This is a genomic window from Sphingobium trunci, from assembly GCF_022664535.1.
Lineage (GTDB): Bacteria > Pseudomonadota > Alphaproteobacteria > Sphingomonadales > Sphingomonadaceae > Sphingobium.
The window spans coordinates 1-24897 of record NZ_JAKUJY010000025.1 but is presented as its reverse complement, the minus strand read 5'-3'; the positions used below and the strand labels follow the sequence as shown (position 1 = coordinate 24897).

Annotated in this window: 25 protein-coding genes; 10 read left to right on the top strand and 15 right to left on the bottom strand. The window is 62.5% G+C overall.

What is annotated here, in order from left to right:
- Position 1: 1 nt before the first annotated feature.
- Both MJ601_RS17910 and MJ601_RS17905 read right to left on the bottom strand, forming a co-directional pair.
- Positions 2-790 (bottom strand): SDR family NAD(P)-dependent oxidoreductase, encoded by a 789-nt coding sequence (locus MJ601_RS17910; RefSeq protein ID WP_348635601.1) that lies wholly within the window; start codon positions 788-790, stop codon positions 2-4.
- 16 nt (positions 791-806) lie between these two features.
- Positions 807-1610 (bottom strand): SDR family NAD(P)-dependent oxidoreductase, encoded by an 804-nt coding sequence (locus MJ601_RS17905; RefSeq protein ID WP_242128931.1) that lies wholly within the window; start codon positions 1608-1610, stop codon positions 807-809.
- A gap of 133 nt (positions 1611-1743) precedes the next feature.
- On the opposite strand from MJ601_RS17905, the gene MJ601_RS17900 reads away from it, so the two are divergent.
- The 4 genes from MJ601_RS17900 to MJ601_RS17885 all read left to right on the top strand — a co-directional run bounded on the left by MJ601_RS17900 (position 1744) and on the right by MJ601_RS17885 (position 4665).
- Complete coding sequence (locus tag MJ601_RS17900; protein ID WP_242128929.1) at positions 1744-2160, top strand: nuclear transport factor 2 family protein; 417 nt, start codon at positions 1744-1746, stop codon at positions 2158-2160.
- A 17-nt stretch (positions 2161-2177) separates the two neighbouring features.
- Positions 2178-2957 (top strand): SDR family NAD(P)-dependent oxidoreductase, encoded by a 780-nt coding sequence (locus tag MJ601_RS17895; protein WP_242128927.1) that lies wholly within the window; start codon positions 2178-2180, stop codon positions 2955-2957.
- A gap of 153 nt (positions 2958-3110) precedes the next feature.
- Positions 3111-4448 carry an aromatic ring-hydroxylating oxygenase subunit alpha gene (locus MJ601_RS17890; RefSeq protein ID WP_242128925.1) on the top strand — a complete coding sequence of 446 codons (1338 nt, stop codon included), beginning with the start codon at positions 3111-3113 and terminating at the stop codon, positions 4446-4448.
- 61 nt (positions 4449-4509) lie between these two features.
- Positions 4510-4665, top strand: a complete 156-nt coding sequence (locus tag MJ601_RS17885) for a hypothetical protein (RefSeq protein ID WP_242128923.1) — start codon at positions 4510-4512, stop codon at positions 4663-4665.
- A 50-nt stretch (positions 4666-4715) separates the two neighbouring features.
- Here the strand turns inward: MJ601_RS17885 and MJ601_RS17880 are convergent, their stop codons facing one another.
- The 3 genes from MJ601_RS17880 to MJ601_RS17870 are packed head-to-tail and all read right to left on the bottom strand — an operon-like array spanning position 4716 to position 7713.
- Positions 4716-5216 (bottom strand): nucleoside 2-deoxyribosyltransferase domain-containing protein, encoded by a 501-nt coding sequence (locus tag MJ601_RS17880; RefSeq protein WP_242128921.1) that lies wholly within the window; start codon positions 5214-5216, stop codon positions 4716-4718.
- On the bottom strand, positions 5213-6595 hold the full coding sequence (locus MJ601_RS17875) for a nicotinate phosphoribosyltransferase (RefSeq protein ID WP_242128919.1): 1383 nt from the start codon (positions 6593-6595) through the stop codon (positions 5213-5215). Before MJ601_RS17875 ends, MJ601_RS17880 begins: the two co-directional genes overlap by 4 nt.
- Positions 6596-6648: 53 nt before the next feature.
- Positions 6649-7713 (bottom strand): bifunctional nicotinamide-nucleotide adenylyltransferase/Nudix hydroxylase, encoded by a 1065-nt coding sequence (locus MJ601_RS17870; RefSeq protein WP_242128917.1) that lies wholly within the window; start codon positions 7711-7713, stop codon positions 6649-6651.
- A gap of 156 nt (positions 7714-7869) precedes the next feature.
- Here MJ601_RS17870 and MJ601_RS17865 point away from each other — a divergent pair, with 156 nt between their 5' ends.
- Positions 7870-8505, top strand: coding sequence for an NUDIX hydrolase (locus tag MJ601_RS17865; RefSeq protein ID WP_242128915.1), 636 nt, complete (start codon positions 7870-7872; stop codon positions 8503-8505).
- A gap of 69 nt (positions 8506-8574) precedes the next feature.
- Here the strand turns inward: MJ601_RS17865 and MJ601_RS17860 are convergent, their stop codons facing one another.
- Positions 8575-10959 (bottom strand): membrane-bound PQQ-dependent dehydrogenase, glucose/quinate/shikimate family, encoded by a 2385-nt coding sequence (locus tag MJ601_RS17860; RefSeq protein ID WP_242128912.1) that lies wholly within the window; start codon positions 10957-10959, stop codon positions 8575-8577.
- A gap of 91 nt (positions 10960-11050) precedes the next feature.
- Positions 11051-11977, bottom strand: a complete 927-nt coding sequence (locus MJ601_RS17855) for a cation diffusion facilitator family transporter (RefSeq protein ID WP_242128910.1) — start codon at positions 11975-11977, stop codon at positions 11051-11053.
- Positions 11978-12348: 371 nt separating this feature from the next.
- Between MJ601_RS17855 and MJ601_RS17850 the strand changes: the two genes are divergently transcribed.
- Both MJ601_RS17850 and MJ601_RS17845 read left to right on the top strand, forming a co-directional pair.
- Positions 12349-12945: an alpha-ketoglutarate-dependent dioxygenase AlkB gene (locus MJ601_RS17850; protein ID WP_348635600.1), complete on the top strand. Its 597-nt coding sequence runs from the start codon at positions 12349-12351 to the stop codon at positions 12943-12945.
- Positions 12946-13101: 156 nt separating this feature from the next.
- Positions 13102-13635: a hypothetical protein gene (locus MJ601_RS17845; protein ID WP_242128908.1), complete on the top strand. Its 534-nt coding sequence runs from the start codon at positions 13102-13104 to the stop codon at positions 13633-13635.
- A 70-nt stretch (positions 13636-13705) separates the two neighbouring features.
- On the opposite strand, the gene MJ601_RS17840 is transcribed toward MJ601_RS17845, so the two are convergent.
- Positions 13706-14269 carry a 3'-5' exonuclease family protein gene (locus MJ601_RS17840; RefSeq protein WP_242128906.1) on the bottom strand — a complete coding sequence of 188 codons (564 nt, stop codon included), beginning with the start codon at positions 14267-14269 and terminating at the stop codon, positions 13706-13708.
- A 211-nt stretch (positions 14270-14480) separates the two neighbouring features.
- Between MJ601_RS17840 and MJ601_RS17835 the strand changes: the two genes are divergently transcribed.
- Positions 14481-14837: a ParD-like family protein gene (locus MJ601_RS17835; RefSeq protein WP_242128904.1), complete on the top strand. Its 357-nt coding sequence runs from the start codon at positions 14481-14483 to the stop codon at positions 14835-14837.
- Positions 14838-14845: 8 nt separating this feature from the next.
- The gene (locus tag MJ601_RS17830; protein WP_242128903.1) at positions 14846-15421 is read left to right on the top strand and encodes an ATPase; all 576 of its coding nucleotides are present in this window, start codon (positions 14846-14848) and stop codon (positions 15419-15421) included.
- Positions 15422-15566: 145 nt separating this feature from the next.
- On the opposite strand, the gene MJ601_RS17825 is transcribed toward MJ601_RS17830, so the two are convergent.
- The 7 genes from MJ601_RS17825 to MJ601_RS17795 all read right to left on the bottom strand — a co-directional run bounded on the left by MJ601_RS17825 (position 15567) and on the right by MJ601_RS17795 (position 23426).
- The gene (locus MJ601_RS17825) at positions 15567-16241 is read right to left on the bottom strand and encodes a c-type cytochrome (protein WP_242128901.1); all 675 of its coding nucleotides are present in this window, start codon (positions 16239-16241) and stop codon (positions 15567-15569) included.
- Positions 16242-16244: 3 nt separating this feature from the next.
- Positions 16245-16586: a cytochrome C oxidase subunit IV family protein gene (locus MJ601_RS17820; protein ID WP_242128899.1), complete on the bottom strand. Its 342-nt coding sequence runs from the start codon at positions 16584-16586 to the stop codon at positions 16245-16247.
- 17 nt (positions 16587-16603) lie between these two features.
- Positions 16604-17299, bottom strand: coding sequence for a heme-copper oxidase subunit III family protein (locus MJ601_RS17815; protein ID WP_242128897.1), 696 nt, complete (start codon positions 17297-17299; stop codon positions 16604-16606).
- A gap of 10 nt (positions 17300-17309) precedes the next feature.
- Positions 17310-17900: a cytochrome c oxidase subunit 3 gene (locus MJ601_RS17810; RefSeq protein WP_242128895.1), complete on the bottom strand. Its 591-nt coding sequence runs from the start codon at positions 17898-17900 to the stop codon at positions 17310-17312.
- Positions 17897-19615: a cytochrome c oxidase subunit I gene (locus MJ601_RS17805; RefSeq protein WP_242128893.1), complete on the bottom strand. Its 1719-nt coding sequence runs from the start codon at positions 19613-19615 to the stop codon at positions 17897-17899. The genes MJ601_RS17810 and MJ601_RS17805 overlap by 4 nt, the downstream gene beginning before the upstream one ends.
- The gene (locus MJ601_RS17800; protein ID WP_242128891.1) at positions 19615-20484 is read right to left on the bottom strand and encodes a cytochrome c oxidase subunit II; all 870 of its coding nucleotides are present in this window, start codon (positions 20482-20484) and stop codon (positions 19615-19617) included. Before MJ601_RS17800 ends, MJ601_RS17805 begins: the two co-directional genes overlap by 1 nt.
- Before the next feature lie 449 nt (positions 20485-20933).
- Positions 20934-23426, bottom strand: coding sequence for a TonB-dependent receptor (locus MJ601_RS17795; protein WP_242128889.1), 2493 nt, complete (start codon positions 23424-23426; stop codon positions 20934-20936).
- Positions 23427-23573: 147 nt separating this feature from the next.
- Between MJ601_RS17795 and MJ601_RS17790 the strand changes: the two genes are divergently transcribed.
- Positions 23574-24897 (top strand): glycoside hydrolase family 3 N-terminal domain-containing protein (locus tag MJ601_RS17790; protein WP_281061360.1); only part of this gene is annotated, 1324 nt, incomplete at its 3' end.

The window sequence follows — 24897 nt, the reverse complement described above, 5'->3', positions numbered from 1 at the left end:
CTCAACGGGCGGTCATGCCGCCGTCGATCACCAGTTCGGATCCCGTCATGAAGCTTGCTGCCGGGCTAGCGAGATAGGCGATGCCCGATGCGATCTCGTCCGGCTGACCCATCCGCCCCAGCGCATGGCCGGCCGACACCGTCGCGCGCGCCGTTTCCTCGTTAGGGAACACGCCTTCGGCCACATAGCGGGCATAGATGGTGTCCATCATCCCCGTGTCGACGCCACCGGGATGGACGCTGTTGACACGGATCGGCTGCTTGAGCAGCGCAAATTCCAGCGCGGCGGACTTGCTGAACAGCTTGACCGCGCCCTTGCTCGCGCAATAGGTCGACATCCAGGCTGCGCCCCGCAGGCCGCCCACCGACGAGAGATTGACGATCGAGGAACCGCCCGCCCGGTCCGCGCCGCTGCGCGCCAGCATCGCCTGAGCGGCCCGGGTGCCCAGGAACACGCCCTCGACATTGATCGCCATGCATTTGCGGAATTCGGCCAGGCTGGTGGCGGCGATGCTGTTGGTGACGGAAATGCCCGCATTGTTGACGAGTATGTCGAGCCGGCCGAACTCTGCCTCGATTTGCTCGATCATGCCCGTCCATGCTGCTTCGTCGGTCACGTCGAGCGGGGCATAGAGCGCCGCTCCCGGCACATCCGCCTGGGTACCGATATCGGTGGCGATCACCTTGGCGCCGGCTTCCGCCAGCGCGGCCACGGTCGCGCGGCCGATGCCACCGGTGGCGCCCGTCACCAGCGCGACTGCGCCGTCAAGGTCGGTCCTGCCTGTCATCATCCTGTCTCTCCTGCTTTCAACGCGCGGTCCACCCGCCGTCCACCACCACTTCGCTGCCGGTCATGTAGCTGGCATCGTCGCTGGCAAGGAAGGCGACCACCTTCCCGATCTCGACAGGTTGCGCCAGCCGCTTGACCGGCGTCGTTTCCGCCATCTTGGCGATCAGTTCATCGGCGGTAACGGTGCCGTCCCGCTCCGCCCAGCGCTCGAACCCCTTGCGCAGCAGCGGCGTCTCGACAAATCCGGGATGGACGCTGTTGACGCGGATCGGGATGCCCGCATCGGCAAATTCCAGCGCGTTCGATTTGGAAAACAGCCGCACGCCGCCCTTGGACGCATTATAGGCCGCGACTTCACCCATGCCGACCAGCCCCATGATCGAGCTGATGTTGACGATGCTCGCGCCATAGGGTGTCGCTGCGCCGCCCTTCGCCAGCAGCGGCTGGAAGGTCTTGGTACCCAGAAACACGGTGTCGAGGTTGAGGGTGATCAGCCGCCGCCAATCCTCCAGCTTCAGATCCTGAACCCTGCCGGTCAGGTCGGCGCCGACATTGTTCACCAATATGTCCAGACGGCCGAAATCCCGCTCCACCTGCATCCGCGCTTGCTGCCATTCCCTCTCGCTGGTGGCGTCCAGCGGCAGATAACGGGCGCCGGGCATCTGTTCAGGCACCGCCCGCGCGTCAGGCGAGCCGGATGGGTCGAGGTCGGTCACATGGACGATCGCCCCATCCGCGCTCAGACATTCACAGATTGCCCGGCCGATGCCGCGCAGCCCCCCGCTGACCAGTGCGATCCTGCCTTCCAGCCTGCCTGCCATATCGCATCCTCTCATACTGCCGTCCCATCCTTTCTCCTCGCGCGGGCGCGTACAAGCACCTGCTCTTTTTTGCAGGGTGACGGTGGCGGGCGAAGGTTGCATGGATTGGACCTCAAAAAACGAGAGGACCGCCATGGACATGGAGCGTTATGCCGCAATCAAGGCGATGGTGGAGCGCATCTATCAGCTGACCGGCACCGGCCAGTGGGACGCGGTGGAAGCCATGCTGACCGACGATTTCGCGATTAGGGAAGCCGACAGCCTGCCCTATGCTGGCACCTATGGCGGCAAGGATGCGCTTCAGAAGCTCTACATGAAGGTCTTTGCCTATTGGGAGGATGCGTCGCTGGAAACCGGCGATATCTGCGTGGGTGAGGATCATGCGATCGTGCTGGTGAAGGTCACGGCCACGTCCCGGCATAGCGGCGAGCGGCTGGAAATGCCGCTGACCGAAGTTTTCCATATCCGCGGTGACAGGTTCAGCGGCATTACGCCATATTATTTCGACACGGCCTCGATCGCACGGGCCACCGGGCTGCTGCCCGCCTGAAGGAAGAGAGGAAGGGCATGGCGAATCTGAGCGGCAAGGTCGCGCTCGTAACCGGCGGCACTGCGGGCATCGGGCGGGCGACGGTCAGGCGCCTCGTCGCTGACGGGGCCAGGGTCGTCTTCACCGGCTCCAACGCCGACAAGGCTGCAAGCCTCGCGCGGGACACTGGCGCGACCTTCGTGCGCGCGGCGGTGCAGGACCCGGGCGATTGGGCAATCGCCGAACAGATGATCCGGCACGATTTCGGCCGGCTCGACATCGCCTTCGCCAATGCCGGCACCGAAAGGGGCGATGGCGATATAGAGACGGTCTCGCTGGAAGCGTGGAACGACATCCTTGCCATCAACCAGACGGGGGTGATGCTGACGGTCAAGTCGGCAATCGCGCTGATGAAGGACAATCCCGGCGGATCAGGCGGGTCGATCATCGTCAACAGCTCAATGAACGCCAACCGCGCGCTCAGCAACTATGTCACCTACAGCGTCAGCAAGGCGGCGGTGATCGCACTGGTGAAGTCGGTCGCCATTCATTGCGGGCTGCGACGGCTCGATATCCGCTGCAACGCGATCCTGCCGGGCGTGGTCGAAACCGAACTGATCACCAACATCATCGCCAGTTGTCCGGACACCGCCGCCGCCCGCGCCGCCTATGAGGGCATGTCGCCGATGGGCCGCATGGGCCGGGTGGAGGAGATTGCCGGGCTGGTATCCTGGCTTGCGTCGGACGAGGCGGCGTTCGTGAACGGGGCGGAATATGCCATTGATGGTGCCACCACGGCGGGCATGACCGGAGTTTGATGTCCTGTGCCGGGTCCGGGCGCTTCTTCATTCGTGCGCGAAGGAGGACGGGAAGAGGGCGAATGCGGACACCGGGACAATGCTGCTCGGCACCGGGCTCCTCGTTGACGACGGCCTCACGGCGCCATGACCGCCACGCGAAAGGAGAGCGCGATGGGACAGATGAATATCCACACCCTGACGATCGACGGGCGCGATCCATCCATATTGCGGGGTGATCCCATCACCGGGGACCGTTATACCTCGCGCGACTTTGCGCAGAGGGAGTGGGACCATATGTGGACCCGCATCTGGCATGTGGCGGGCCGCACGGCGGAGCTGGAGGAGCCGGGCGACTATATCGTCCACGACTTCATGCGTGAAAGCGTCTTCTGCGTGAAGCAGGAGGACGGCTCGATCAAGGCCTTCTACAATGCCTGCCGCCACCGCGGCCAAAGGCTGGTATGGGACAGCAGTTCAGTGAGCAGCTTCCAATGCCCCTATCATGGATGGATCTGGGGCAAGGACGGTGTGCTGCAACAGGCGCAGGACGAGCATGATTTCCCGCAGGGCAATCCTTGCGGCAAGCTGAAGCTCAAGGAGTTGCGCTGCGCGATCTGGGGCGGCTTTGTCTGGTACACGATGGACGACAAGGCGCCGGAACTGCTCGACTATCTGGCGCCGATGCCCGACCTCTATAAAAATTATCCGATGGACACGGCGGTGCGGGTCTTCTGGATGAAGATCGACCTCAACACCAACTGGAAGTTCGCGACCGACAATTTCTCCGAAAGCTATCACACCCGCACCGCCCATCCGCAGGTGCCGCCATGGATCGATCAGGATGTCGATACCGCCCGGCATGAAATGTATCCGGGCGGTCACGGCCGCACCGTCCAGCCTATGCGCCCGTCGCTATCAGACCGGCTGCCGGAGGGCGTGCCGCATCCCTTCGATTTCATCCTGCGCCAGTGGGACATCGATCCCGACGCCTATCCCGATTATGAAACGAAGGCGATGCAGGGCTGGCTCGATCTCAAGGCCGCCAAGCGCCGGCTGTGGCAGGAGCGCGGTTATGTTCATTATGCGCATATGGACGATGAGGAGATCACCGACAGCCCGCATACGGTCATCTTCCCCAATGTCACCATATCCTTCCTGCCGGACAATCTGATCTTCTTCCGCACCGAGCCGCATCCCGAGGACCCGAACAAATGCACCTTCGACCTGTGGTGCATGGCCTTCCCGGTTGCCGGGCAGACAGAGGTGGAATCGATCATGGCCGGGCGCCAGCCGTTACGCGAGGCGGAGTTCCAACATCGCGCATTCGACAATGGACGGGGCGTACCGGAAATCGAGGGGCAGATCGTCTATCAGGACATGATGCTGGCCGAGGGGCAACAGCGTGGCATGTATTCGCGCGGTTATGACGACGCTTATCTGACGGCGCAGGAAACCCGCGTCCGCTTCTTCCACGAAGTGCTGAACGACTATCTGGAAGGACGGCGATAGGCCCAGGGGCCAGTATGGCGCCCGGTCTGCTCAAAGACGTGATGGTGGGCCCGATGATACCATGGCGAAAGTGGACAATGTCGAAATTCCCAATGTCAATGCGCGCACGGTGAACAAGCATCTGGCACAGAATGTTCGTGAAATGGGCATGGAAACCGAGCGGCCGCTGCGGCGGCGGCTACACATGTGGCGCTGGACTATGGTGACCATTGATTAGGCGTCACGGTTCTACCGTGTAACCGTAGCCACGAGGCGCAATTGACGCCATCACGACGAACTATCGAGCAAGAATTTTTTTCGGAGTTCATAGCCCAGCGCGTCAATGTTTGGCGTGCAATGGATTGCATAGCGTTCAGCGACAATGTCGATATTGCCCTTGCGCCAAAATCCGTCCGGACAGCATAAGATCAACCTTCCACTGCTGGCATATAGGCCCATTTCCAACAGGCTGATCGGTGCCAGGGATCCAGGCGCGAGATAGAGCGCAATGATATCCGCCCGATCGAGACCACTCAGTTCCCATTCGACCTGATGCCGGAATTCTGGATCGTCTGCCTCGGCACGCCAGCGTTCGTCCCAGAGCTTGCGGCGCGGGTTGAATATCGTCACGGGAAGGTCAGCCAGCATGGCAATGATTTTGACCTGCCAGTCCGGGGCGTCTCCCTGGTCGATGCTTCCGGCCAGGAATATGCTCGGCCGATCATTGCCGATCGGCAGCGGCGCCGGTGGCGTCACCACCAGCGCCTGCCCTTGAACGCCGCCGTTCATGCGGCTGCTCTTTCGCGGATCTGTTCGAAGTCATGGCGCACCAGCAACGCGCCATTGCGCCATACCGGGACCAGCAGGTTCTCCGCCGGATCAATCGCGTCCTGTCGTGCAGCGACGAGCTTGCCGTCGCGCACGACCGTTGCCTGACGACCGGCCTTGCTGGCCTTGGCCATGTCGGTCGCGGGACGCTTGGCAATATCGTACCAGACGCCCTGATCGTCCTGCATGGCGTTGGCCTTCATGGCGAAACCCAGAGTGTCGCGATTGGCATGCTGCAGCAGGCCGCCGCCCATGCCGAACGCGATATTGTCGATGGCAAAGCCCTCCTCGATCAGGCGGGCGGTCAGCCGCGCGATGCTGTCCAGCGTCATGCCATCGCCCTGGATCACCCGGACATGGGGATCGAGCAGGCGAAAGCCCTTGCCGTTGACGGTGCCGCCAAAGGCATCCCACAGCGTCTTCAGGGTGCGAACCGGCGTCTCCACCGGATCGCCGCTGTCGGGCCGGATGACCAGCGTGCCGCGATGGCGCAGGACTTTCTCCTTGAGGCTGCCGCCCCAGATATGGGCAAGCGCATTGTCGAGGTCATAGCTGTCGGATACGACCGCCACCAAAGTGCCGTCTCCCTCGAACCGGTCGAGCATATTGGCGTAGGCGGCTTCCTCGCGGTCCCGGCCCCAGCTCGTCATCGTGCTGTGCTCTGCTGCGGGTATGGAGAAGCCGGGCATGGTGGCCCCATAATAGCGGCGGGCGGCGAGCAGGCCCTCCATGGTGTCGGTACCTGCGAAATTCACCAGATGCGCCATGCCACCCAATGCCGCGCTCTCCCCGGAGGACACGCCGCGCGCGCCGAAATCATGCAGCTTGAAGGGCAACTGTCCTTGCCAGTCGTCGGATGTCCGTTGCAGCGCCTCCCGGATCACCAGCTTCACCTGCCGGCTGATGGTGGCGACCGTCGTCGGGTACCAGAGCGCGCGCAGCAACGCCGTCTCGATGAAAGTGGTGAGCCAGGGCATGGTTGGGTCGGTATTTTCGACCTGCATCACCGGAACACCGACCGGCACGATCATGCCTTCCGGCAATGCCTTGATCTCCAGCGGCAGATAGCCGCCATGACGGTTCAGGATCGCATCCCATCCGGCACGGTTGAATGGTACGCCATGGGCAGCGCAGATCGCTTCGCCTTCCTCGATGTCCGCCGACACGATCGGCTTGGCCAGATAGTCGATCAGATAGGCCTGCAATCCGAAGAACAGGATGTCCTCGGCGCATTTGTTTGGTCGCGCCTCGGCATAGGCGCTGATGATGCGTGCTTCCGGCGGATATTGCAGAAAGTGGCTCTGCTTGTAGCTGTCGGTCGCCAGGATGAGATTGGTCATGATGTGAACTCCTCACATTTTCGGGTCCGGCGGGGCTCCCCCGCGCGGATCGGTCAGAGGTCGGCCATTTCTTCGATGATCGACCAATGGTCTTCGAACAGCATGTCCGGGCTGAGGTCGCCGAAGCGATACCAGCGGGCATGGGCTGCATCGTCGCCGCTCTTCACCGCGAACAGCTTGCGGCGTTCGGGCAGGCGGAACAGGAAGGCGTGGGTGACGATCCGGCCGCGCAGCGACCGGGTCGGCGCGTCGAACACGCGGGTGCGCGAATCCTCGATGAAGCTGGCCAGCATCGCAGGCGGGATCTGCCCCTTGCCGTCGCTGATCGCCGTCTCCTCGCGCAATTCCCGGATGGCGGCATCGCGGATGCGCTCGGCCGGGTTCACGAAACCGCCCGGCAAGGCCAGCAGTCCTTTGCCCGGCGCCTGTCCGCGCTCGACCAGCAGGATATGGCCCGATTGCACCACCACCGCGTCGGCGGTGATGAAGGGGCCTACGCCCCATTGGGCCGGATAGGCCTCCAGATACTCGGCCTCCTCCAGCAGGCCGCGGAAGATTTCACCCAATGCGAAGCCGCGCAGGAACTCGGCAACCCCGTTCGACAGGATTGTGGCGGCAATCTCGGGAATGCGCTGGAAATAGCGGCGGCGCACGTCGGTCGACGAAAAGGTACCGTACTGGCTGTCGATCTGGAGATTTTCCCATTCGGGGAAGAGCTTCAAATAATAGGAGGATGCATCCTTGCCATAACCGGTCAGTGCCACGCGGAAGTCGGTAAGACCCCGGTTCTGGAAGCCATGATGATTGCCATGGTCCAGCACGATGGCGCGCACCTTGCGCTGCACTTCGGCGACCCAGGCCGTGTCGGAATAGAGGTGATCGTCGAGCGGTGCAACGATCAGCCGCCCCTCCGCCATCTCGTATCGAAAGGCGGAACGCAGCATGGCCTCGCGCTCGGCAAAGCTGAAGGGATTGCGGGGATCGCGCGCGACATTGGTCGATCCCACCAGCACGATCAGCCGGTCCACCTGCTCCAAAGCGCGGGCTATGACATGTTCATGGCCGACGTGCAGCGGCTGGAAGCGTCCGATGAAGACGCCGAAATCGATCCTGTTCATATCCGAGGCTCCCTCGAAAGCTGATGCGAACCGAACTCCTCGACTCGCCTTGGGCACCTTATATGCATTTGACATATATCTAGTCAACGCATAACTAATGCCAATATGCCATACGCCCTTCAACCTTATGATCCAGCCGCCTATCCACCCGTTGCCGTGACGGTCGACCTGGTGTTGATGACCGTCCTGAAGGGGCAACTGGCCGTTCTCCTGCAACGTCGCGGGCAGGAGCCGTTTGCGGGACAACTGGCCTTGCCGGGGAGTTTTGTGGGGCCGGAAGAGAATCTGGAAATGGCAGCCCGGCGGGTACTGGCCGAGAAAGTCGGTATGACGGAAGGCTGGCTGGAACAGCTTTACAGTTTTGGCGAACCGGATCGCGATCCGCGCATGCGGGTGGTTTCCATCGCTTATTTCGCGCTGCTCCCGGTGGGTTCTCTGGAGGCAGCCGTGGGTGGCCGTGCCGATCTGACTTTGGCATCGGCCGATGTGCATGAAATGCCTCTCGCCTTTGATCATGTCACGATCATCGCCCATGCGCGGGCGCGCCTGCGGGGTAAACTGGCCTATTCTCCGGTAGCGCTCGCCTTGTTGCCCGATTCATTCACCCTGCGTGACCTGCAGGCCGTGCATGAGGCTATCCTTGGGACCAGCCTCAACAAGCCCGCCTTTCGGCGACGCATGATGGACAGCGGCTGGATCGAGGGAACCGGCGAAAGGGAGCCCGCCGCCGCTTTTCGCCCTGCCGAACTCTTTCGTCGGACTGACCGTCATCGATCCCGACATCGGCCGTGAGCAAGGAGGCGACGGTCCGCAACTGGAAACAGGAGGCCAGCGGCTGAACGGCCGGAAGGGCCGTCATCATCAGGGCAGCGCGTAGGCGATCACTTCGTCGCCCACCGGCGTCTCCATGAAGTGATGGCCTCCGGCATAAATCACCACATATTGCTTGCCGCCGCTTGAATAGGTCATCGGGGTCGCCTGACCGCCTGCGGGCAGCACATCGCTCCAGACCATGTTGCCCGTGCGGAGATCGATCGCCCGGATGACGTTGTCGGTGGCGGCGGCAATGAAGACCAGCCCGCTCGCGGTGACGACGGCCCCACCATTATTAGGCGTGCCGATGTCGAGCGGCAGCATGGAGGGTATGCCGAACGGGCCGTTGGTCCGTGCCTCGCCCAGTGGGCGGTCCCAGATGGTCTTGCCGGTCGCCATGTCGATGGCACGGATGCCGCCATAAGGGGGTTGCTTGCACAGCATGCCGGTAAAGGGCAGCCGCCAGCCTGCATTGACGTTGATCGCATAGGGAGTATGCGCCTGCGGGTCGCCCGCGCCTTCCGCTCCGCCGATGTGGCCGCGTGCCTGGTTGCGCGGCGCCCAGCCGCGGCGGTTGGCTTCTGCGCGCGGCACCAGCCGGTTATAGTTGGGCATGTCGTTATAGTTGGCCAAGATCACGCCCCGCCGAGGATCGACCGCGATGCCGCCCCAGTCCGTGCCGCCGTTGTAGCCGGGATACTCGATCGAGTGGCGCTGGGTTTCGGGTGGCGTGTAAAATCCCTTATAGGCGGCTTTGCGGAACTGGATGCGGCAGACCATCTGATCGATCGGAGACATCCCCCACATGTCGCGCTCGGTGAGGTCCGGCTTGCGCAGCGTGTGCCACAGGGACACGCGCTGGGTGGTCGCACGTTGGGCTGGTTCCACGCCGCCGCGCGGCGCGCGGATTTGTCCGACGGGTGTCAACGGACGACCGGTGCGGCGGTCGAGCACATAGATGTCACCCTGCTTCGATGGCAGCACAAGCGCGGGTATCCCGCGATAGTCGACCAGCGTCGCTTGCGCACCGAAGTCATAGTCCCACACGTCGTTGCGCACCGCCTGAAAATGCCAGCGCGGCTTGCCGGTTGTCACGTCAAGCGCGACAAGGGAGGTGGCGAAATCCTTTTCCTGCGGACGGCGGAGGCTGGAATAATAGTCGGCGGCCGCATTGCCCATCGGCAGGTAGACGAGGCCCAGAGCCTCGTCCCCACTCGCGATCGTCCACATATTGGGTGTGCCCCGGGCCCAGATCTGCCCTTCGGGCGGATAGCCGTGCCAGCCGGGATGCATCATGTCCCAGGCCCAGCGCAGCCGGCCCGAGACTGCGTCAAAACCGCGAATGACGCCCGACGGGGCCCAGCGGTCCTGTCCGTCGAGCACCTGATGACCCGTGACAACGACGCCGCGAACGATGGTGGGTGGCGAGTTTATCGATACATAGCCGGGCGGTGTCTCGCCCATGCCGGCTTTGGTGTCGATCTCGCCGTTGGTGCCGAAGCGCGCGCAGCGCCGGCCCGTATGCGCATCGAGGGCAAAGAGCCGCGCGTCGAGCGTGCCGAAGATGATGCGATTGGCGCAGGCCTCTGCCGCGTCAGCGCCCGGCACGGCATAATAGCTCACCCCGCGACAGGCGGCCGTGTAGGGAATGGCTTGGTCCGGCACCTTGGGATCGAAGCGCCAGCGCTGTCGGCCTGTCGCGGGATCAAGCGCGATAACGATGTTCTTTGGAGTGCAGACATATAGCGAGTCGCCGACCTTGAGCGGAGTATTTTCCGCGCCGTAGGTGCCCTTGGCGGCATCGGAGGGCAGATCGCCGGTATGGATCAGCCAGGCGCGCTTGAGCGATCCGACATTGGCCGGAGTGATCTGGGTCAGCGGAGAAAAGCGCCGCGCGCTGTAGCTTCCGCCATAAGCCGGCCAGTCGTCGCCGGCCTGCATCGTTGCATTGTCACCCCCCGCGGATGCGAGCGCTGGGAGTGTTCCTATGGGTCTTGCCGCATCAATCCGCCCGATTGCGACCGCCGCTACTGCTGCGATGGCCACCGACAGCATGCTGGCTCCGATCCCTAGCCGCCAGCGCAGGCGAGAGACCGACAGGGTGGGCATGACCAGCAGCACGGCGATCAGCAGGACCAGCGGCGCCACGACCCGCGGCACCAGCGCCCATCCGTTCGCACCGACTTCGGCAAAGGCCCAGATCAGCGTTGCGACGAAAACCGCACCATAGAGCCAGCCGCCCCCTATATTTCGCCGAAAGAGCAGAGCACCCGACGCAACCATGGCGATGCCGGTGAGCAGATAATAAGGCGAACCGCCCAAAACCGCGAGCCAGGCACCGCCGATCGCCAGAACCAGGCCGATGACAGCGATTATCACTCCAAGGACCAGCGGGGCGACTGGGCGGCGGGGCGTGGTGGAGTGGCTCGCCATGGGTGCTTCCCCTATCGGACATGGAAGTCCTGTTAACGGGACGTTGCTGGCGGTGTTCCCTATTGGGACGAAATAGTTTGGCTCTGGCGACCTAAGCCGGTCTCCGCTCGGCCTTCACGATCGTCGCCGCATCCTCGCTTCGCTCGGGTCGGATGTAGATGGATGACAGCAGCGGCAGCTTGGCCTTGAGATCGGCCTCTACCCTTTCGATAAGGGCTTCGCCTTCGCCCATCGTCAGCGCGTCATCAAAATCCGCGCTGATCGCGACGAACACGGCCTGCGGTGCGGTATGGATCGTGCGCACATGGTTGACCGCGCTTATTCCCGGCTGCGCGGTCACTATCCGCCTCACCTCTTCGACCACGGCATGGTCTGCGCGCTCGCCGATAAGCAGGCCCTTGGCCTCCCGCAGCAACAGCATGGCGACGCAGGCCAGAATGATGCCGATAACCATCGACGCGGCGCCGTCGATACGCGGTTCGTTCCAGTGATGCGACGCCCAGACACCCCCCGCCGCGATCGCAAGCCCGGCAAGCGCCGCGCTGTCCTCGAACAGCACGATGAAATTCGCCGGGTCCTTGGATTCGCGAATTGCCTGCCACCAGCTGGTGGAACCTTTGGCGCGTCCGAACTCCCGCACGGCGATCGTCCATGACGAGCCCTCCAGCAGGAAGGCGACACCCAGTACGAGATAATTGACCATTGGGTCGCGCATAGGTTCGGGCTCTCGCCAATGCACCCAGCCTTCGTAGAAGGACAGGCCAGCGCCGAGCGAAAAGATCAATATCGCGACGATGAAGGACCAGAAATACAGCTCCCGTCCATAACCGAAGGGGTGCAGCGCATCGGGCGGCCGCTTGGCCTTGTGGCCGCCATAGAGAAGCAGGATCTGATTGCCGCTGTCGACCAGCGAGTGAAATCCCTCCGACAACATCGAAGACGATCCGGTGACGCTGGCGGCGACGAACTTCGAGATCGCGATGCCCACATTGGCAGCCAGTGCGCCGAAGAGAACCATATTGGCTTTCATCAGGGGCAGGAGGCGGCGCGCGTTCATGCCGGTCCAGCGCCGGACGGGCCTTCGAGTTCCATCCTGCCCATGGCTGATCGGTTCCGGAACGATGAACTTTTACCGGGGCTTGCCGCCGGGCATCCTCATCTTGAGCTTCTCGCAATCGTCAGCGATCGAGGCGCCTCCACGCGTTGTGCACTTGCTGTCGGGCTTCGTTCGCTATATGTTCTAACCATGGACTCCATAGCAATATCGTTCGATTCCAAAGCGCCGGGACGTCGCCGTGCCATCATCCGGCGCGATCCCCATGATTGCCAAGAGATTGAGATGGACCAAGCCGGTGCAGACGAGCTCTGCCCTTTGATGGTCGTGATCCGATGACCATGATGCTCCCATTGGACTTGCCGCCGGATGCGTTCCCGACGGCGGGGCCAGTTCTGCCCGGACTGCGCCAGAAGGAGGACTTCATCACGCCGGGGGAGGAGCAAGCGCTCATCGCCGAAATGGATCGTGCCGGCCTGGCGCCATTCCTCTTCCAGCAATGGACCGGAAAGCGGCTGACCAAAAGCTGCGGATGGAGCTATGATTTTCAGACCGGGATCTTCGCACGCGCCGAGCCCATCCCGGATTGGTTGACGACACTCAAGGCGCGGGCCGAGCGGTTCGCCGGTCTCGCGCCGGGCGATCTCGAACAGCTTTTGCTGATCCGCTATGATCCGGGTGCGGGGATCGGCTGGCATCGTGATCGGCCGGCATTCGAGCATGTGGTCGGCATCTCGCTGGGGGAGCCTGCCACGATGCGGTTCCGGCGGCGCTCGCAAGCCGGATTCAAACGCGCCAATGCCCCGCTTTTCCCGCGCTCCATTTATCATTTGAGCGGCGAGGCCCGGCATGATTGGGAGCATAGTATCGTGCCGATGAAGGGGCTGCGGTGGTCCATCACCTTCAGAAGCCTCAGAAAATCCAGCCTTTAGAGAGATGCAGTCGTAAGGCCTGGAACTCAATGGGGCGATGCCCGTTTCCTGCTCATCGATCCGCTTCATTGCCCCCCGCTCACGCGGTTCGATGATCTCGGCGGCCCGTCAGTTCCCCCGACTGACGGGCCGTCTTGATCTGGCAAATGGCTCGCTATGGCGCCCAGACTGAAACTCTTCCGGATGCCGATCGGCTTTCACGACGCCTATGTCGCGGCGTCCAGCCAGAAGGCTGCGCTGGAAGCCTGGGGCGCCGACGCAGATCTGTTCGCCAGGGGCATGGCTGAGCGCGTCGAAAACCCCCAGCTTCTGGCGGAAGCGTCCGACAAGCCGGGCACGGTTATCAAACGTGCCCGCGGCACGGCCCTGGAGCATCTCGCTTCCGCCCGGGATCCGGGCGCCCGGCCGCCCGGGAGGGGGCGGACAGGGGCCAAGGCACCGCGCGCGAGACCACGGCCCCGCCCCAGCCGAAAGGCGCTTGATCGGGCAGAACAGAAACTGGAGGAGCATCGGCATGGGGTGGAGGCGCGGGTCGAAGATCTGGAGGCAGAGCGCGCCCGGATCGGGGCGCTGATCGTCCAGACCAGGGAAAGGGGAGAAGGGGAAGCTGCCAGGTTACAGGCGGCAATCGACAGGGCGCGAGCGAAATATGAGGAAGCGCTGGACCGGTGGCGCGGGGAGGACGGATAGAATGGTCACTGGCCACAAGCAGGAATCGAGAGAATGAGCGAGCGGCAACGATGTCCGCGCATGGGCCTGCTTACATGCTGCTTATCAGATCTGCCGCACGAATTCTCGCGGCATCCGCTACCGCGATATAGTGCCGACGCTCGGCCTCCGCATCAGCCAGGGCCCTATGGGCGGGAGCCGCGCTTCCTGCTCGCACATCAACATGTGCCAGAAGGTCCATGACTTCTTGCTCAAGCCGTTCGGCCGGCACAATGGGCGAAAGTATGGCGGTTGCCACCTCGCGATGAGCATCGCCACTGCGCCGGAGCCGAAGGCTGTGGCGGGGAAACCCCGCCGCGCGCAGGATCGTGCTCAGCCATTTGCCATCCCAGCTCGGCGCGCTTGCGAGCAGGTCGTGTCCACCGAGCGTGTGCATCATGATCCGTGCCACCCTGTCGTGGGGGATACCGTTGTCCTTCAGTTCCTGCCGGGTGATGCGGTGGATGGCCGCAGCTGCCGGGTCCCAATCCAGCCAGTGCGGCGCCGGGCGAATGAGGTAGCTCGCCTTGCGGCCGTCCTCGAAAGCCCATCCGACTTCAATCGGGTGGCTTTTCTTGCCCAGCGAGGACGCCTCAAAATCCAGAAAGACAAGCATCCTGCCTCAATCAGTGAAACCAGCAGAGGTTTCATTCAACAGGATTGGCAAGATGACGCAATGGGATAAGACATGCCCTCGCAATTGGTGTTCGCGGCCGCCGGTAGATCGGCGTCAGGCCCCTCACTCGTCGCTTGCATATCGGATGGGATTGAAGGCGACGCTTGAATATGGGGTAGCAAAATGCTACCTCATGACTTGGAGGTGATCCATGGCCCAGTCCATCAAGCTTGGTGACGACATCATGAAAATCGTGCGTCGCGAATCCGAGTTGCAGAGCCGTTCGATCGCTGGGCAAATCGCTCATTGGGTGCGTATCGGCCGCGCCATCGAAAAATCCGGCAATTTCGATCATGCCCGCATCACCGCTGCGCTCGCCGGCGAGATCGAGACGACCGACCTCACCGAAGAGGAGAAGGATGTCTGGCTCGACAGCTTTGTCGAGAAAATGGGGCAATCCGGGTCCGATGAGGATGCTTTTTTTGGCCGGCGGCGCCAACTGGGGCTGGGCGTCGGCCTTGATGCGGCCGGCAACCTCCTGCGTGAGAAGGCCACTCCCAAGGCATGAAGCCAACGATGATCGTGCTTGCCGGGCCGAATGGTGCCGGCAAGTCCACCCTCTACCAGACCCGCGTTGCGCCGAGCTTTGCGGGACCTTTCATCAATGCCGACATCATCCAGCGCGACGAACTGCGCGATGCTTCACCGGCTGCGTCCTACGAAGCGGCCGGCATCGCCTCTTCGCGCAGGGCCGACTGTCTGGTCCGGGGCCGGGATTTCGTGACCGAGACCGTCTTCTCGCATCCCTCCAAACTCGAACTCATCGACGAGGCGCGCGCCAGAGGTTTCACCATTATCGTGATGCATATCGGCGTCGATACGCCCGACCTGTCCGTTGCGCGCGTCGGTACGCGGGTCGAGGAGGGCGGGCATGTCGTCCCGGAAGACAAGATCCGTGTCCGTTATGCACGTGGCGCACCTTTCATCCGTGCCGCGGTTCTCAAGGCAGATCGCGGCATGGTCTTTGACAATTCCAGCCTCAACCGCCCGCCCGGCCATTGCCTGACATTTGCGAACGGGCGATTGGTCTTTGCGTTGCCGTTCATGCCGGGCTGGATCAGATCGGTTTATACGACAGAGCTGGAAATCTGAGGGTGCGGATGTCGTAACCTTCCCCCTGACTTCGACAGGCAGCCATTGGGCGTCGCGCTGCGTACCCTTGCCTGATCGTCGTCGGGCTGCTGATCCTCGGCACGCTGCCGGTGCTGGACCGCGACAAGCTCAGCCTAGACGCCTGTCAGTCGGTTGCGGCCTTCGGCGCTGGCAAAGGCGGCGCTCCATTTCCCAAGGTCGCCAGATAGCGGATCACGGCCGCCCGATCTTCGGGCCGGCGCAGCCCGGCAAAGCCCATCTTCGTCCCCGGCACGTCGCGCCCCGGGGAAGCGAGGAATTCGAACAGCTTGGCATAGCTCCACGCGCCGCCATGCGCCTTCATGGCGGATGAATAGGCAAAGCCCGCATGGCTCGCCACCGGGCGACCGACCACGCCCCAGAGGTTGGGGCCGATCCGGTTCGGGCCGCCCTGACTGAGGTCATGACAGCTGGCGCAGAGCTGGACCTTCGCCTTGCCCGCATCGGGATCGGCACTGGCGAGCAGCGTTCCCAGGTCCGCTGGCGGGGCGGCGGCGGTGACGTCGGCATCAGCGCCGGCCGAGGGCAGGGGCGCCTTCCCGCGCATGTCACGATGATAGGCGATCAGCCGATTGCCATCCGCCGGATCGTCGAGGCTCGCCGGCCAGTCGCGCTGCACCGATGCCATATCTATGCGCGGCGGCATGTCGTCGGGCTTGTAGGCAAGGTCGCCGGCGTTGGCACGCGAATAGAGTTGACCCGAAAACCAGTTGAAGCTCCAGGCCGACGCCGCGGCCCCCGCGACGCACAGCCCCGTCACCACCCAGTGCATCCGCCCCATGGTTCAGCCTCCCCCGCCCATGAAGATCGCCCTTGTCCAGAAGGCATAGTGTGCCTCGATCGTCATGATCCGCACCAGCACCAGCAGCACCAGCGGCGGCGTCAGTATCGCGTAGATCAGCGACAGCCGTTCCCATGCGAGATGCATGAATATGGACAGGATCAGCCCCGCCTTCAGCAGCATGAACAGCAGGATCAGCGTCCAGCGGACGATCCCCTGCACATGCATATAGTCGACCAGATAGGACAGCGTGCTGAGCACGAAAAGATAGCCCCAGACCTTGAGATAAAGGCTGATCGGATGATGTATCCGTTCATGCGCAGCCTGGACATCGGCGTCGGACAAGTCCCGCTTCATGGCGCTCACCACAGGTAGAAGAATGCGAAGATGAAGACCCAGACGAGATCGACGAAATGCCAGTAGAGCCCCGCAATCTCGACCGCGCTGTAATCGCCCGTCCGGTCATAATGGCCACGCGCGACCTTCGACGCGATGATCAGCAGCAGGATGACCCCGCAGGTGACATGCAGCCCGTGAAAGCCGGTGATCATGAAGAAGGAAGCGCCGAACTGCGGCGCGCCCATGGGGTTGTACCAGGGCCGCACGCCCTCTTCGAAGATCAGCTTGGTCCATTCGAACGCCTGCATGGAAAGGAAGGTCAGGCCGAACAGCGCGGTTAGCAGCATCAGCGCCGCCGTCTTGCGCCGGTCGCGCCGGTAGCCGAAATTCACGGCCATCGCCATCGTGCCGCTGGAACTGATGAGCGCGAAGGTCATGATCGCGATCAGGACGAGCGGAATGTCCCGCCCGCCGATATGGAGCGCGAAAACCTCCGCCGTGTTGGGCCAGGGCAGCACGGCCGAAGCCCGCATCGTCATGTATCCGGTCAGGAAGCAGGAGAAGATGAAGCTATCGGACAGCAGAAAGATCCACATCATCGCCTTGCCCCAATGGGTATGGCGAAACACCTCCTGATCCGCCGACCAGTCGGCCGCGATCTCGCGCAGGATGGGGGTTATGACTTCCTTGTCTCTGCGATCCTGCGTGGTTTGGAGCATGGCGCGAACCTCAAGTCAGCAGCAGCAGGACGGCGATCGCCATCCAGATGAGCAGCAGCAGATGCCAGTAGAGCGCGCACAGCCGCACATGCGGCAGGGTCCGCGAGGCCAGCACCCATGCCGCGGCGACCAGCCCGCCTGCGATATGCACCCCATGCAGCGCGGTCAGCAGGTAGAAGAAGGCATTGGCCGGGTTGCTCGCGAGATAATAGCCCGCTGCCTGATAATGCCGCCAGAGCAGCCACTGCCCGCCGAGAAAGCATAGCCCCAGCGCCCCGCCCAGGAGCGGCGCCCTGCTCGCCTCGCCCCGCTCCGCGGCTCGCCGCGCCACTTCCCAGGCGACGCTGCTCATGACCAGAACCGCGCTGTTGATCCAGAGCAGGGGCGGGTGGGGCATCGCCACCCAGTCGTCCGCATGACCCATGGCCGCGTGCAGCCCCATGCGCATGACATAGGCGACCATCACCAGCGAGAACATGACGGCCATCACCGCCGCATAGGCGGCAAGCCCGACCGCGCCCGCCGAAGGGCGGTGCGACAGGTCCAGCCTGTCGCTCGCCGGTTCCCAACTGCGTTCGGAAAGGCGCGCGATCAGGTTCATGCGCGCGGCTCCGTCTGCGGGATGAAGTCGCGTTCGGCGCCGGGGACACTGTAATCATAGGCCCAGCGATAGACGATGGGCAGCTTCGGCCCCCAATTGCCATGGGCGGGCGGTGTCTGCGGCGTCTGCCATTCCAGGCTCGCCGCGCCCCAGGGATTGGGATCGGCCTTCGGGCCTCGGAACAGGCTCCAGATCATGTTGAAGAAGAACAGGCTCTGCGCCGCGAACACCGCCAGCGCCGCGATGCTGATCCACTGGTTGGCCAAATGCACCGATGGCGGGATGAAGTCCGCTTGCCCCAGTGCGTAATATCGGCGCGGCACGCCCAATATGCCGAGATAATGCATCGGCAGGAAGATCGCGTAGACGCCGAGGAAAGTGATCCAGAAATGGAGCTTGCCCAGTGTCTCGTTCCACATCCGGCCCGTGATCTTGGGATACCAGTGATAGATGGCGCCGAAGATCACCAGCACCGGCGACACGCCCATGACCATGTGGAAATGCGCCACCACGAAAAATGTGTCCGACAACGGTACGTCGACGCTCACATTGCCCAGGAACAGCCCTGACAGGCCGCCATGGATGAAGGTGAAGATGAAGGCGATGGCGAACAGCATCGGCACGCGCATATGGATGTTGCCGCGCCACAGGGTCAGCATCCAGTTATAGACCTTGATCGCGGTGGGAATGGCGATGATCAGCGTCGATGTGGCGAAGAAGAAGCCGAAATAGGGGTTCATGCCCGACACATACATATGATGCGCCCAGACGAGGAAGCTGAGCGCGCCGATGATCACGATCGCCCAGACCATCATGCGATAGCCGAAGATATTGCGTCGCGCGTGGACGCTGACCAGGTCCGACACGATGCCGAAGGCGGGAAGCGCGACGATATAGACCTCCGGATGGCCGAAGAACCAGAAGAGGTGCTGGAAGAGCAGCGGGCTGCCCCCCTGCGTCGATGTGATCGCGCCGGCCGACTGCATCGTCGGCATGAAGAAGCTGGTGCCGGCAAGATGATCGAACAGCATCATGATCGCGGCGACGAACAGTGCGGGGAACGCCAGCAGGCCCATGACCGAAGCGGTGAAGATGCCCCACACCGACAGCGGCATCCGCATCAGCGTCATGCCCCGCGTCCGCGCCTGAAGCACCGTCGTCACATAGTTGAGGCCGCCCATGGTGAACGCCGCGACGAAGATCGCGAGGCTGACGAGCATGGTGACGATGCCCCATTGATGTCCGGGCGTCCCTTCGCTGATCGCCTGCGGCGGATAGAGCGTCCAGCCCGCGCCGGTAGGCCCGCCCGGCACGAAGAAACCCGCCACCAGCACGATCACCGAGAGCAGGTAAAACCAGTAGCTCAGCATATTGACGAAGGGAAACACCATGTCCCGCGCGCCGATCATCAACGGGATCAGATAGTTTCCGAAGCCGCCGAGCAGCAGGGCGGTGAGCAGATAAACGACCATGATCATGCCGTGCATCGACACGAATTGCAGGTAATTATCCGGCGTGATCGCGGGAAAAGCGCCAGGGAAGCCCAGCTGCAATCGCATCAGCGCCGACAGCACCAGCGCCACCAGCCCAATGGCGATGGCGGTGCAGCTATATTGGATGGCGATGACCTTGTGATCCTGGCTCCAGATATACCGGGTGACCCAGCTATGCGGATGATGCAGCGGGCGCAGGTCGTCGGCCAGGGTGGTAGCCATCAGCGGATGCTCCAGGAGGCGGGGACCGTGCAGGCGTTCGCCTTGATCAGCAGGATCGACATGGCGGCCGGAGGCGCCTCGGCCAGTATCTGCCCAAAGCTGCTCTGTTGCGCCTGCCAGGCGGCGAACGCCTTGGGCGTCTCGACCACCACCTTGCCGCGCATTTGATGATGGCCGGTGCCGCACAGTTCGGCGCAGAGTATATCGAACGTCCCGGTCTTCGTCGGCGTCATCCAGAAATAGGTGACGATGCCGGGCACCAAGTCCATCTTCGCGCGAAATTCCGGCACGTAGAAGTCGTGCAGAACGTCCTTGGACCGCAGCAGGATCTTCACGGGCTTGCCCAAGGGCAGATGCAGGTCGCCGGTTTCGATCAGCAGGTCGTCGCGGCCATAGGGATCGAGCGGATCGAGTCCCAGCACATTGTCCGGCGTCACATATTTGACCGCTGCGGCACCCAGCACACCATCGGGGCCAGGGTAGCGGAATGACCATTGCCATTGCTGCCCGACCGCCTCGATGATCGTCGCATCCTTGGGCACCGATACAAATTTGCCCCAGGCGGCCAGCCCTGGCGCCAGCATCCCGGCGATACCGATGGCCGTCCAGAAGGTCAGCCGTTTTTCGAGCCGACTATTTTCCGGTTCGTAATGGGCGTGATGGCCGGGCCGGTGCCGATATCGCACCAGCGCCCAGGCCAGGAAGAGATTGAGAAGGACGAACGCCGCCGCGCAAATCCACAGCGTCACGTCGAGCGCGGAGTCTATGGATCCCCAGTTGGACGCAATCGGCGTTCGCCACCATGGACTGAGCAAGTGGAAGGCGACCGAACCAAACACCAGCACGGCGATGGCGACCGCAATCGGCACAGGCCCTCTCCCACCCATGGTGAGGCGGCTCTGGCCGAGCGGGTTGTCGACCTTGCGAGTCGCCTTCGGATAACAACCGTTTGTCGCAATCTACAGAAAAATGGGACATTTTGAAAGTATTGACCGGACGATACTTTCCCCTGCCGAATGTCGGCGGATTTTCATCTGAGTGCATGTCTGATGCGGGCGGCTCGCCTCAGAAGCGCGCGTCCGCCATTTCTTCGGCTCGCCGGTCAGCTTCGGGGCACGATTGCGCGGATAACGGACATTGGCGGCGTGGCGGCGCATTTCCACTGGGTGCCATTTTGATCGGTGGTGCGTACAGATATGTCTGAAACATCCGTCAATTGCACGGGGATCAAGAGGAAATCTGTCGCAGCCGGCGCTCAGAACAGGTCGGTCCCAGCCTGCCGGATCTCGCTCGTGCGAAATCCGGCAGGCATGCGCTATCAAAAGTCGAAGCGTACCGAAGCCCCGATCGTCCGCCCATTGATGGACCGGGCGCGGACAATGCCGTTCGTCGGGATCGACGCGTCCTCAGCCTCCGTGAAGCCCTTGACGTTGAAAAGATTGTTGGCGTTGACGTTCACAGTCACATTATTGACGGGCCGTACGGACAGGAAGGCGTTGACCTGCGTGTAGGCCGGCAGCTTCAGCTGGTTCACCGGCTGCGTGTAGCTTGACGTCGTACCGATGATGTTGGCGCCCAGAGTGACGCGGCCAAAATCAAGCTGCGGTGTTGTCTGATAGACAAACATCGCCTGACGCTGCGGACGATTGCCATCGAGCGCGGCATTGGTCGCATCACTCTTGATCGTCGAGTCGGTATAGGTGCCGCTGGCCGTGATCGAGAAAGGCCCAGCCCGATAGCGGCCTTCGACCTCAACCCCGGTCGCGCCATAGCGGCGGCTGGTGAACTGTTGTTCCGATAACAGATAGTTGGTTTCCTGCGTGTTCGCATGGAACAGGGTGGCGTACAAGGCGACCGGACCGCTGGAGAATTTCACGCCGCCTTCGGCCTGCTTTACGAAGTCGTAGGGCTTCGCGCCGTTCACAAGACCGCCGGTCGCCGTGTTGATGAGCGGACCGAACAACAGGCGGTCGGCATTCGCACGACCGCCACGGCTATAGCGCGCAAAGAGCGAGACCGAATCCGACAGGCGGTAGTTCGCACCGACCGAATAGGACAGATAGCTGTAATTATAGCGAACCGACGCGGTCGTCCCGGCAGGGATATAGGCCACTGACCGTTCGGCGGGGGAAATCACGCCATCGCCGTTGATATCGAATGTTTCGACACCCGGCACGCCGGTCAGTTCGGCACCCGACACGCTGCCGCGTGCGCGACCGAAGTCATAGCGTAAACTGCCGTCGACATTCAGGCGACCGATCTCGTAACCGAGCTGTGCGAATGGCGCGTTGGTATCATATCGCATATCATAGCTGCGGCGGCAGCAATTGCCGAAGAAGGCGGCGGAATAGAGCAGGCCGTTCTGGGTCTGGGAAACACCTGCCGCGTTGCGGATGTCGACGAGGACCGAATTGCCATGTCCTTCGACCGTCTGGAAAAAGGATGTCCACAACCAGTCGGTGTTCACATATTGGCGCGACTTGTAGAAACCTGCCGTCACGGTCAGCTTGCCGCCGCCCAGAGCCACGTCGCCATTGATGCGGATGTCGTTGGTGATGTTATCGAGCTTGTTGAGATCGACATCGAACAGTACGACATTGGCCAGCAAGCCGTTGCCGCCAATCGTGGCGGGATTGGTTACACGCTGTCCTGAGAGCGGCCCGCTGGCGTAGAAAAGCTGCGCACCTGTGCCTGCAAAGCTGTTGGCTGCGGTCTGCGCATCGCCGACCGATGCCGGAAAGGGTGAAACAAAATTGCCCGATATGCCGGAATAGCGGAAGCGTTCGGTAATATTCCAACCATCGGCGATTTCCACCTGACCTTCCAGACCGAGCGATTTCACGACAGGATGCATGCCGTCGGAAATATCGCGCGTGGTAGGACGGTTGCTGCCGTCCAGCGTCAAGATCTGGTTGATGTAGCGGCTGTGCAGCGAATCCCGGTTGATCGAGAAATTGGGCAGGCTGGAATAATCGGGACTGCCGTTGCTTCCCGTGACGAGGACGGGGTTGGGCAGGTAGGAAATGCTGCGATCGTCCAGATATTTGCCATAGAGGCGGATGTAGCCGCCGGTAAATTCCTTCGTGATGTTGGCCTTGATCTGGCCGCCGCGCATGGCGTCATAACCCACCCGGCGCGGCCCGTCGCCGATGCGGTAGAAGCCGCTCAGTTCATAACGGGTGGTCGCATCGATATGACCGCCATAGGCAAAATCCGTGCGGAACTCGCGATAGTCGATGCCGCTCGACAGCTGGAAGGATCCGCCATCCTGTTCACCCGTCTTGGAAATGAAGTTGATGATGCCGCCCGGCGAGTTGGACGCGAAAGTGGATGCGGAACCGCCACGCACCGACTCAATGCGCGATAGCGACAGGTCGTTGCGAATGAAGATGTCGGCATTGCCGAAGATGATGTCGCCGAATTCCAGGACAGGCAGGCCATCTTCCTGCAGCTGCAGGAACTTCGCGCCACCCGAAGCGACCGGCAGGCCGCGGACGGAGATATTGGCGTTACCCTCACCGCCCGATGCCTCGACTCGCACACCCGGCAGGTTGCGCAGGATTTCCGCGGTGTTGCGGGGCGGCACCTTTTCCGTGAGGTCGGAGCCGATCGAACTGACGGAGATCGATGTATTGAGACGGTTCACTCCGCGCGCGACGCCGGTTACGATGATGTCGGCGCCGCTGGCTTCTCCTGCGGCCTGCTGCGCGGCGGTGTCGGACGCATCCACCTGCGTGGAGTCCGCCTGGGCTGAAGCAAATTGCGGGATGGCAAGCAGAGCACTGCCGGCAAGCAGATAAGCGATACGCATCGATTCCTCCCCATAAGGCATGTTGTGATTGCAGTGGATAGCATTTAAGCAAACCTTTGCAAGGGAAAATTGCAAACGTATGCCTTATGGTGCACAAGCGCCTCCTCGGAGCAGTGGCTGAACCGAATATATGGACTGAGAGGGACTATGGGCGGAATTTCGCGCAGGGCATTGCTGGCGGCGGCAACTATGCTGACGGGGTGGATGAAAAGCCCTGTGAATGCCTTGGCGCAGACCATGGCGGCACCTTTGTCTCCGCATCTGGAGGGCCTGATCGCGCAGATGAACGTGCAGGAAAAGGCCGGACAACTCACGCTCATGTTCGCGGCCTGGCGCGGCGGTGCTGCGGCCGCGCTCAACCCGGCAGATCTGCTTGCGGATTTCGGCCGGCAGCTTGACGAGGTGAGACAGGGTAGCCTGGGCGGCATTTTCAACGGCCATGGCGCACAGATGGCACGGCAGATGCAGCGCGTGGCCGTCAAGGAAAGCCGATTGGCCATCCCTTTGGTATTCGCGGCCGATATCATCCATGGTTGCCGCACGATCTTTCCGGTGCCGCTGGGCGAAGCGGCGAGTTTTGAACCGGCGTTGGCTGAACAGACTGCGCGCGCCGCTGCGGTGGAAGCGGCTGCCCTGGGCATAGACTGGGTGTTTGCGCCCATGGTCGACATCGCCCGGGATCAACGGTGGGGCCGGGGCGTGGAGGGAGCCGGCGAGGATATTCTGCTTGGGCGGCTGTTTGCCGCGGCGCGCACCAGGGGCTTTCAGGGAGGAGACCTCCGCAACTTGGACGCGGTGATGGCTTGCGCCAAGCATTTCGCTGCCTATGGCGCGGCAGAAGCCGGACTGGACTATAATAGCGTCGACCTGTCGGAAAGGACGCTGCGTGAAGTCCATTTCCCACCTTTCCAGGCCGCGCTGGAGGCTGGTGCGGGCACGATGATGGCGGCCTTCAACGAACTGTCCGGCATTCCGGCTACGGGCAATCGCTGGCTGCTGACCGATATATTGCGTGGGGAATGGGGGTTCGACGGTCTGGTCGTGTCGGACTATGAGGCGGACAAGGAGATGATCGCGCACGGCTTTGCCGCCGATGCCCGTGAAGCGACGCGGCTGGCGTTCATGGCAGGGGTCGACATGTGCATGCAGAGCGGCTTTTACCGCGATTATCTGCCCACGCTGGTACATTCGGGGGAGGTGCCCATGGAAAGGCTGAATCAGGCAGTGGGCCGTGTCCTCCAACTCAAGGAAAGGCTGGGGCTTTTCGATGATCCGTTCCGGCGCATCGATCCGGCGCGCGAGAAGAAGGCGGTTTTTACCCCGCAATCCCGCGCCCTGGCGAGGAAGGCGGCGACCCGGTCGATCGTCCTTTTGAAGAATGACGGAGACATATTGCCACTTCGCCGGTCCGGGCAGCGGATTGCGCTTGTCGGCCCTTTCGCCGAGGGCCTGCACGACCTCGTCGGGCCAT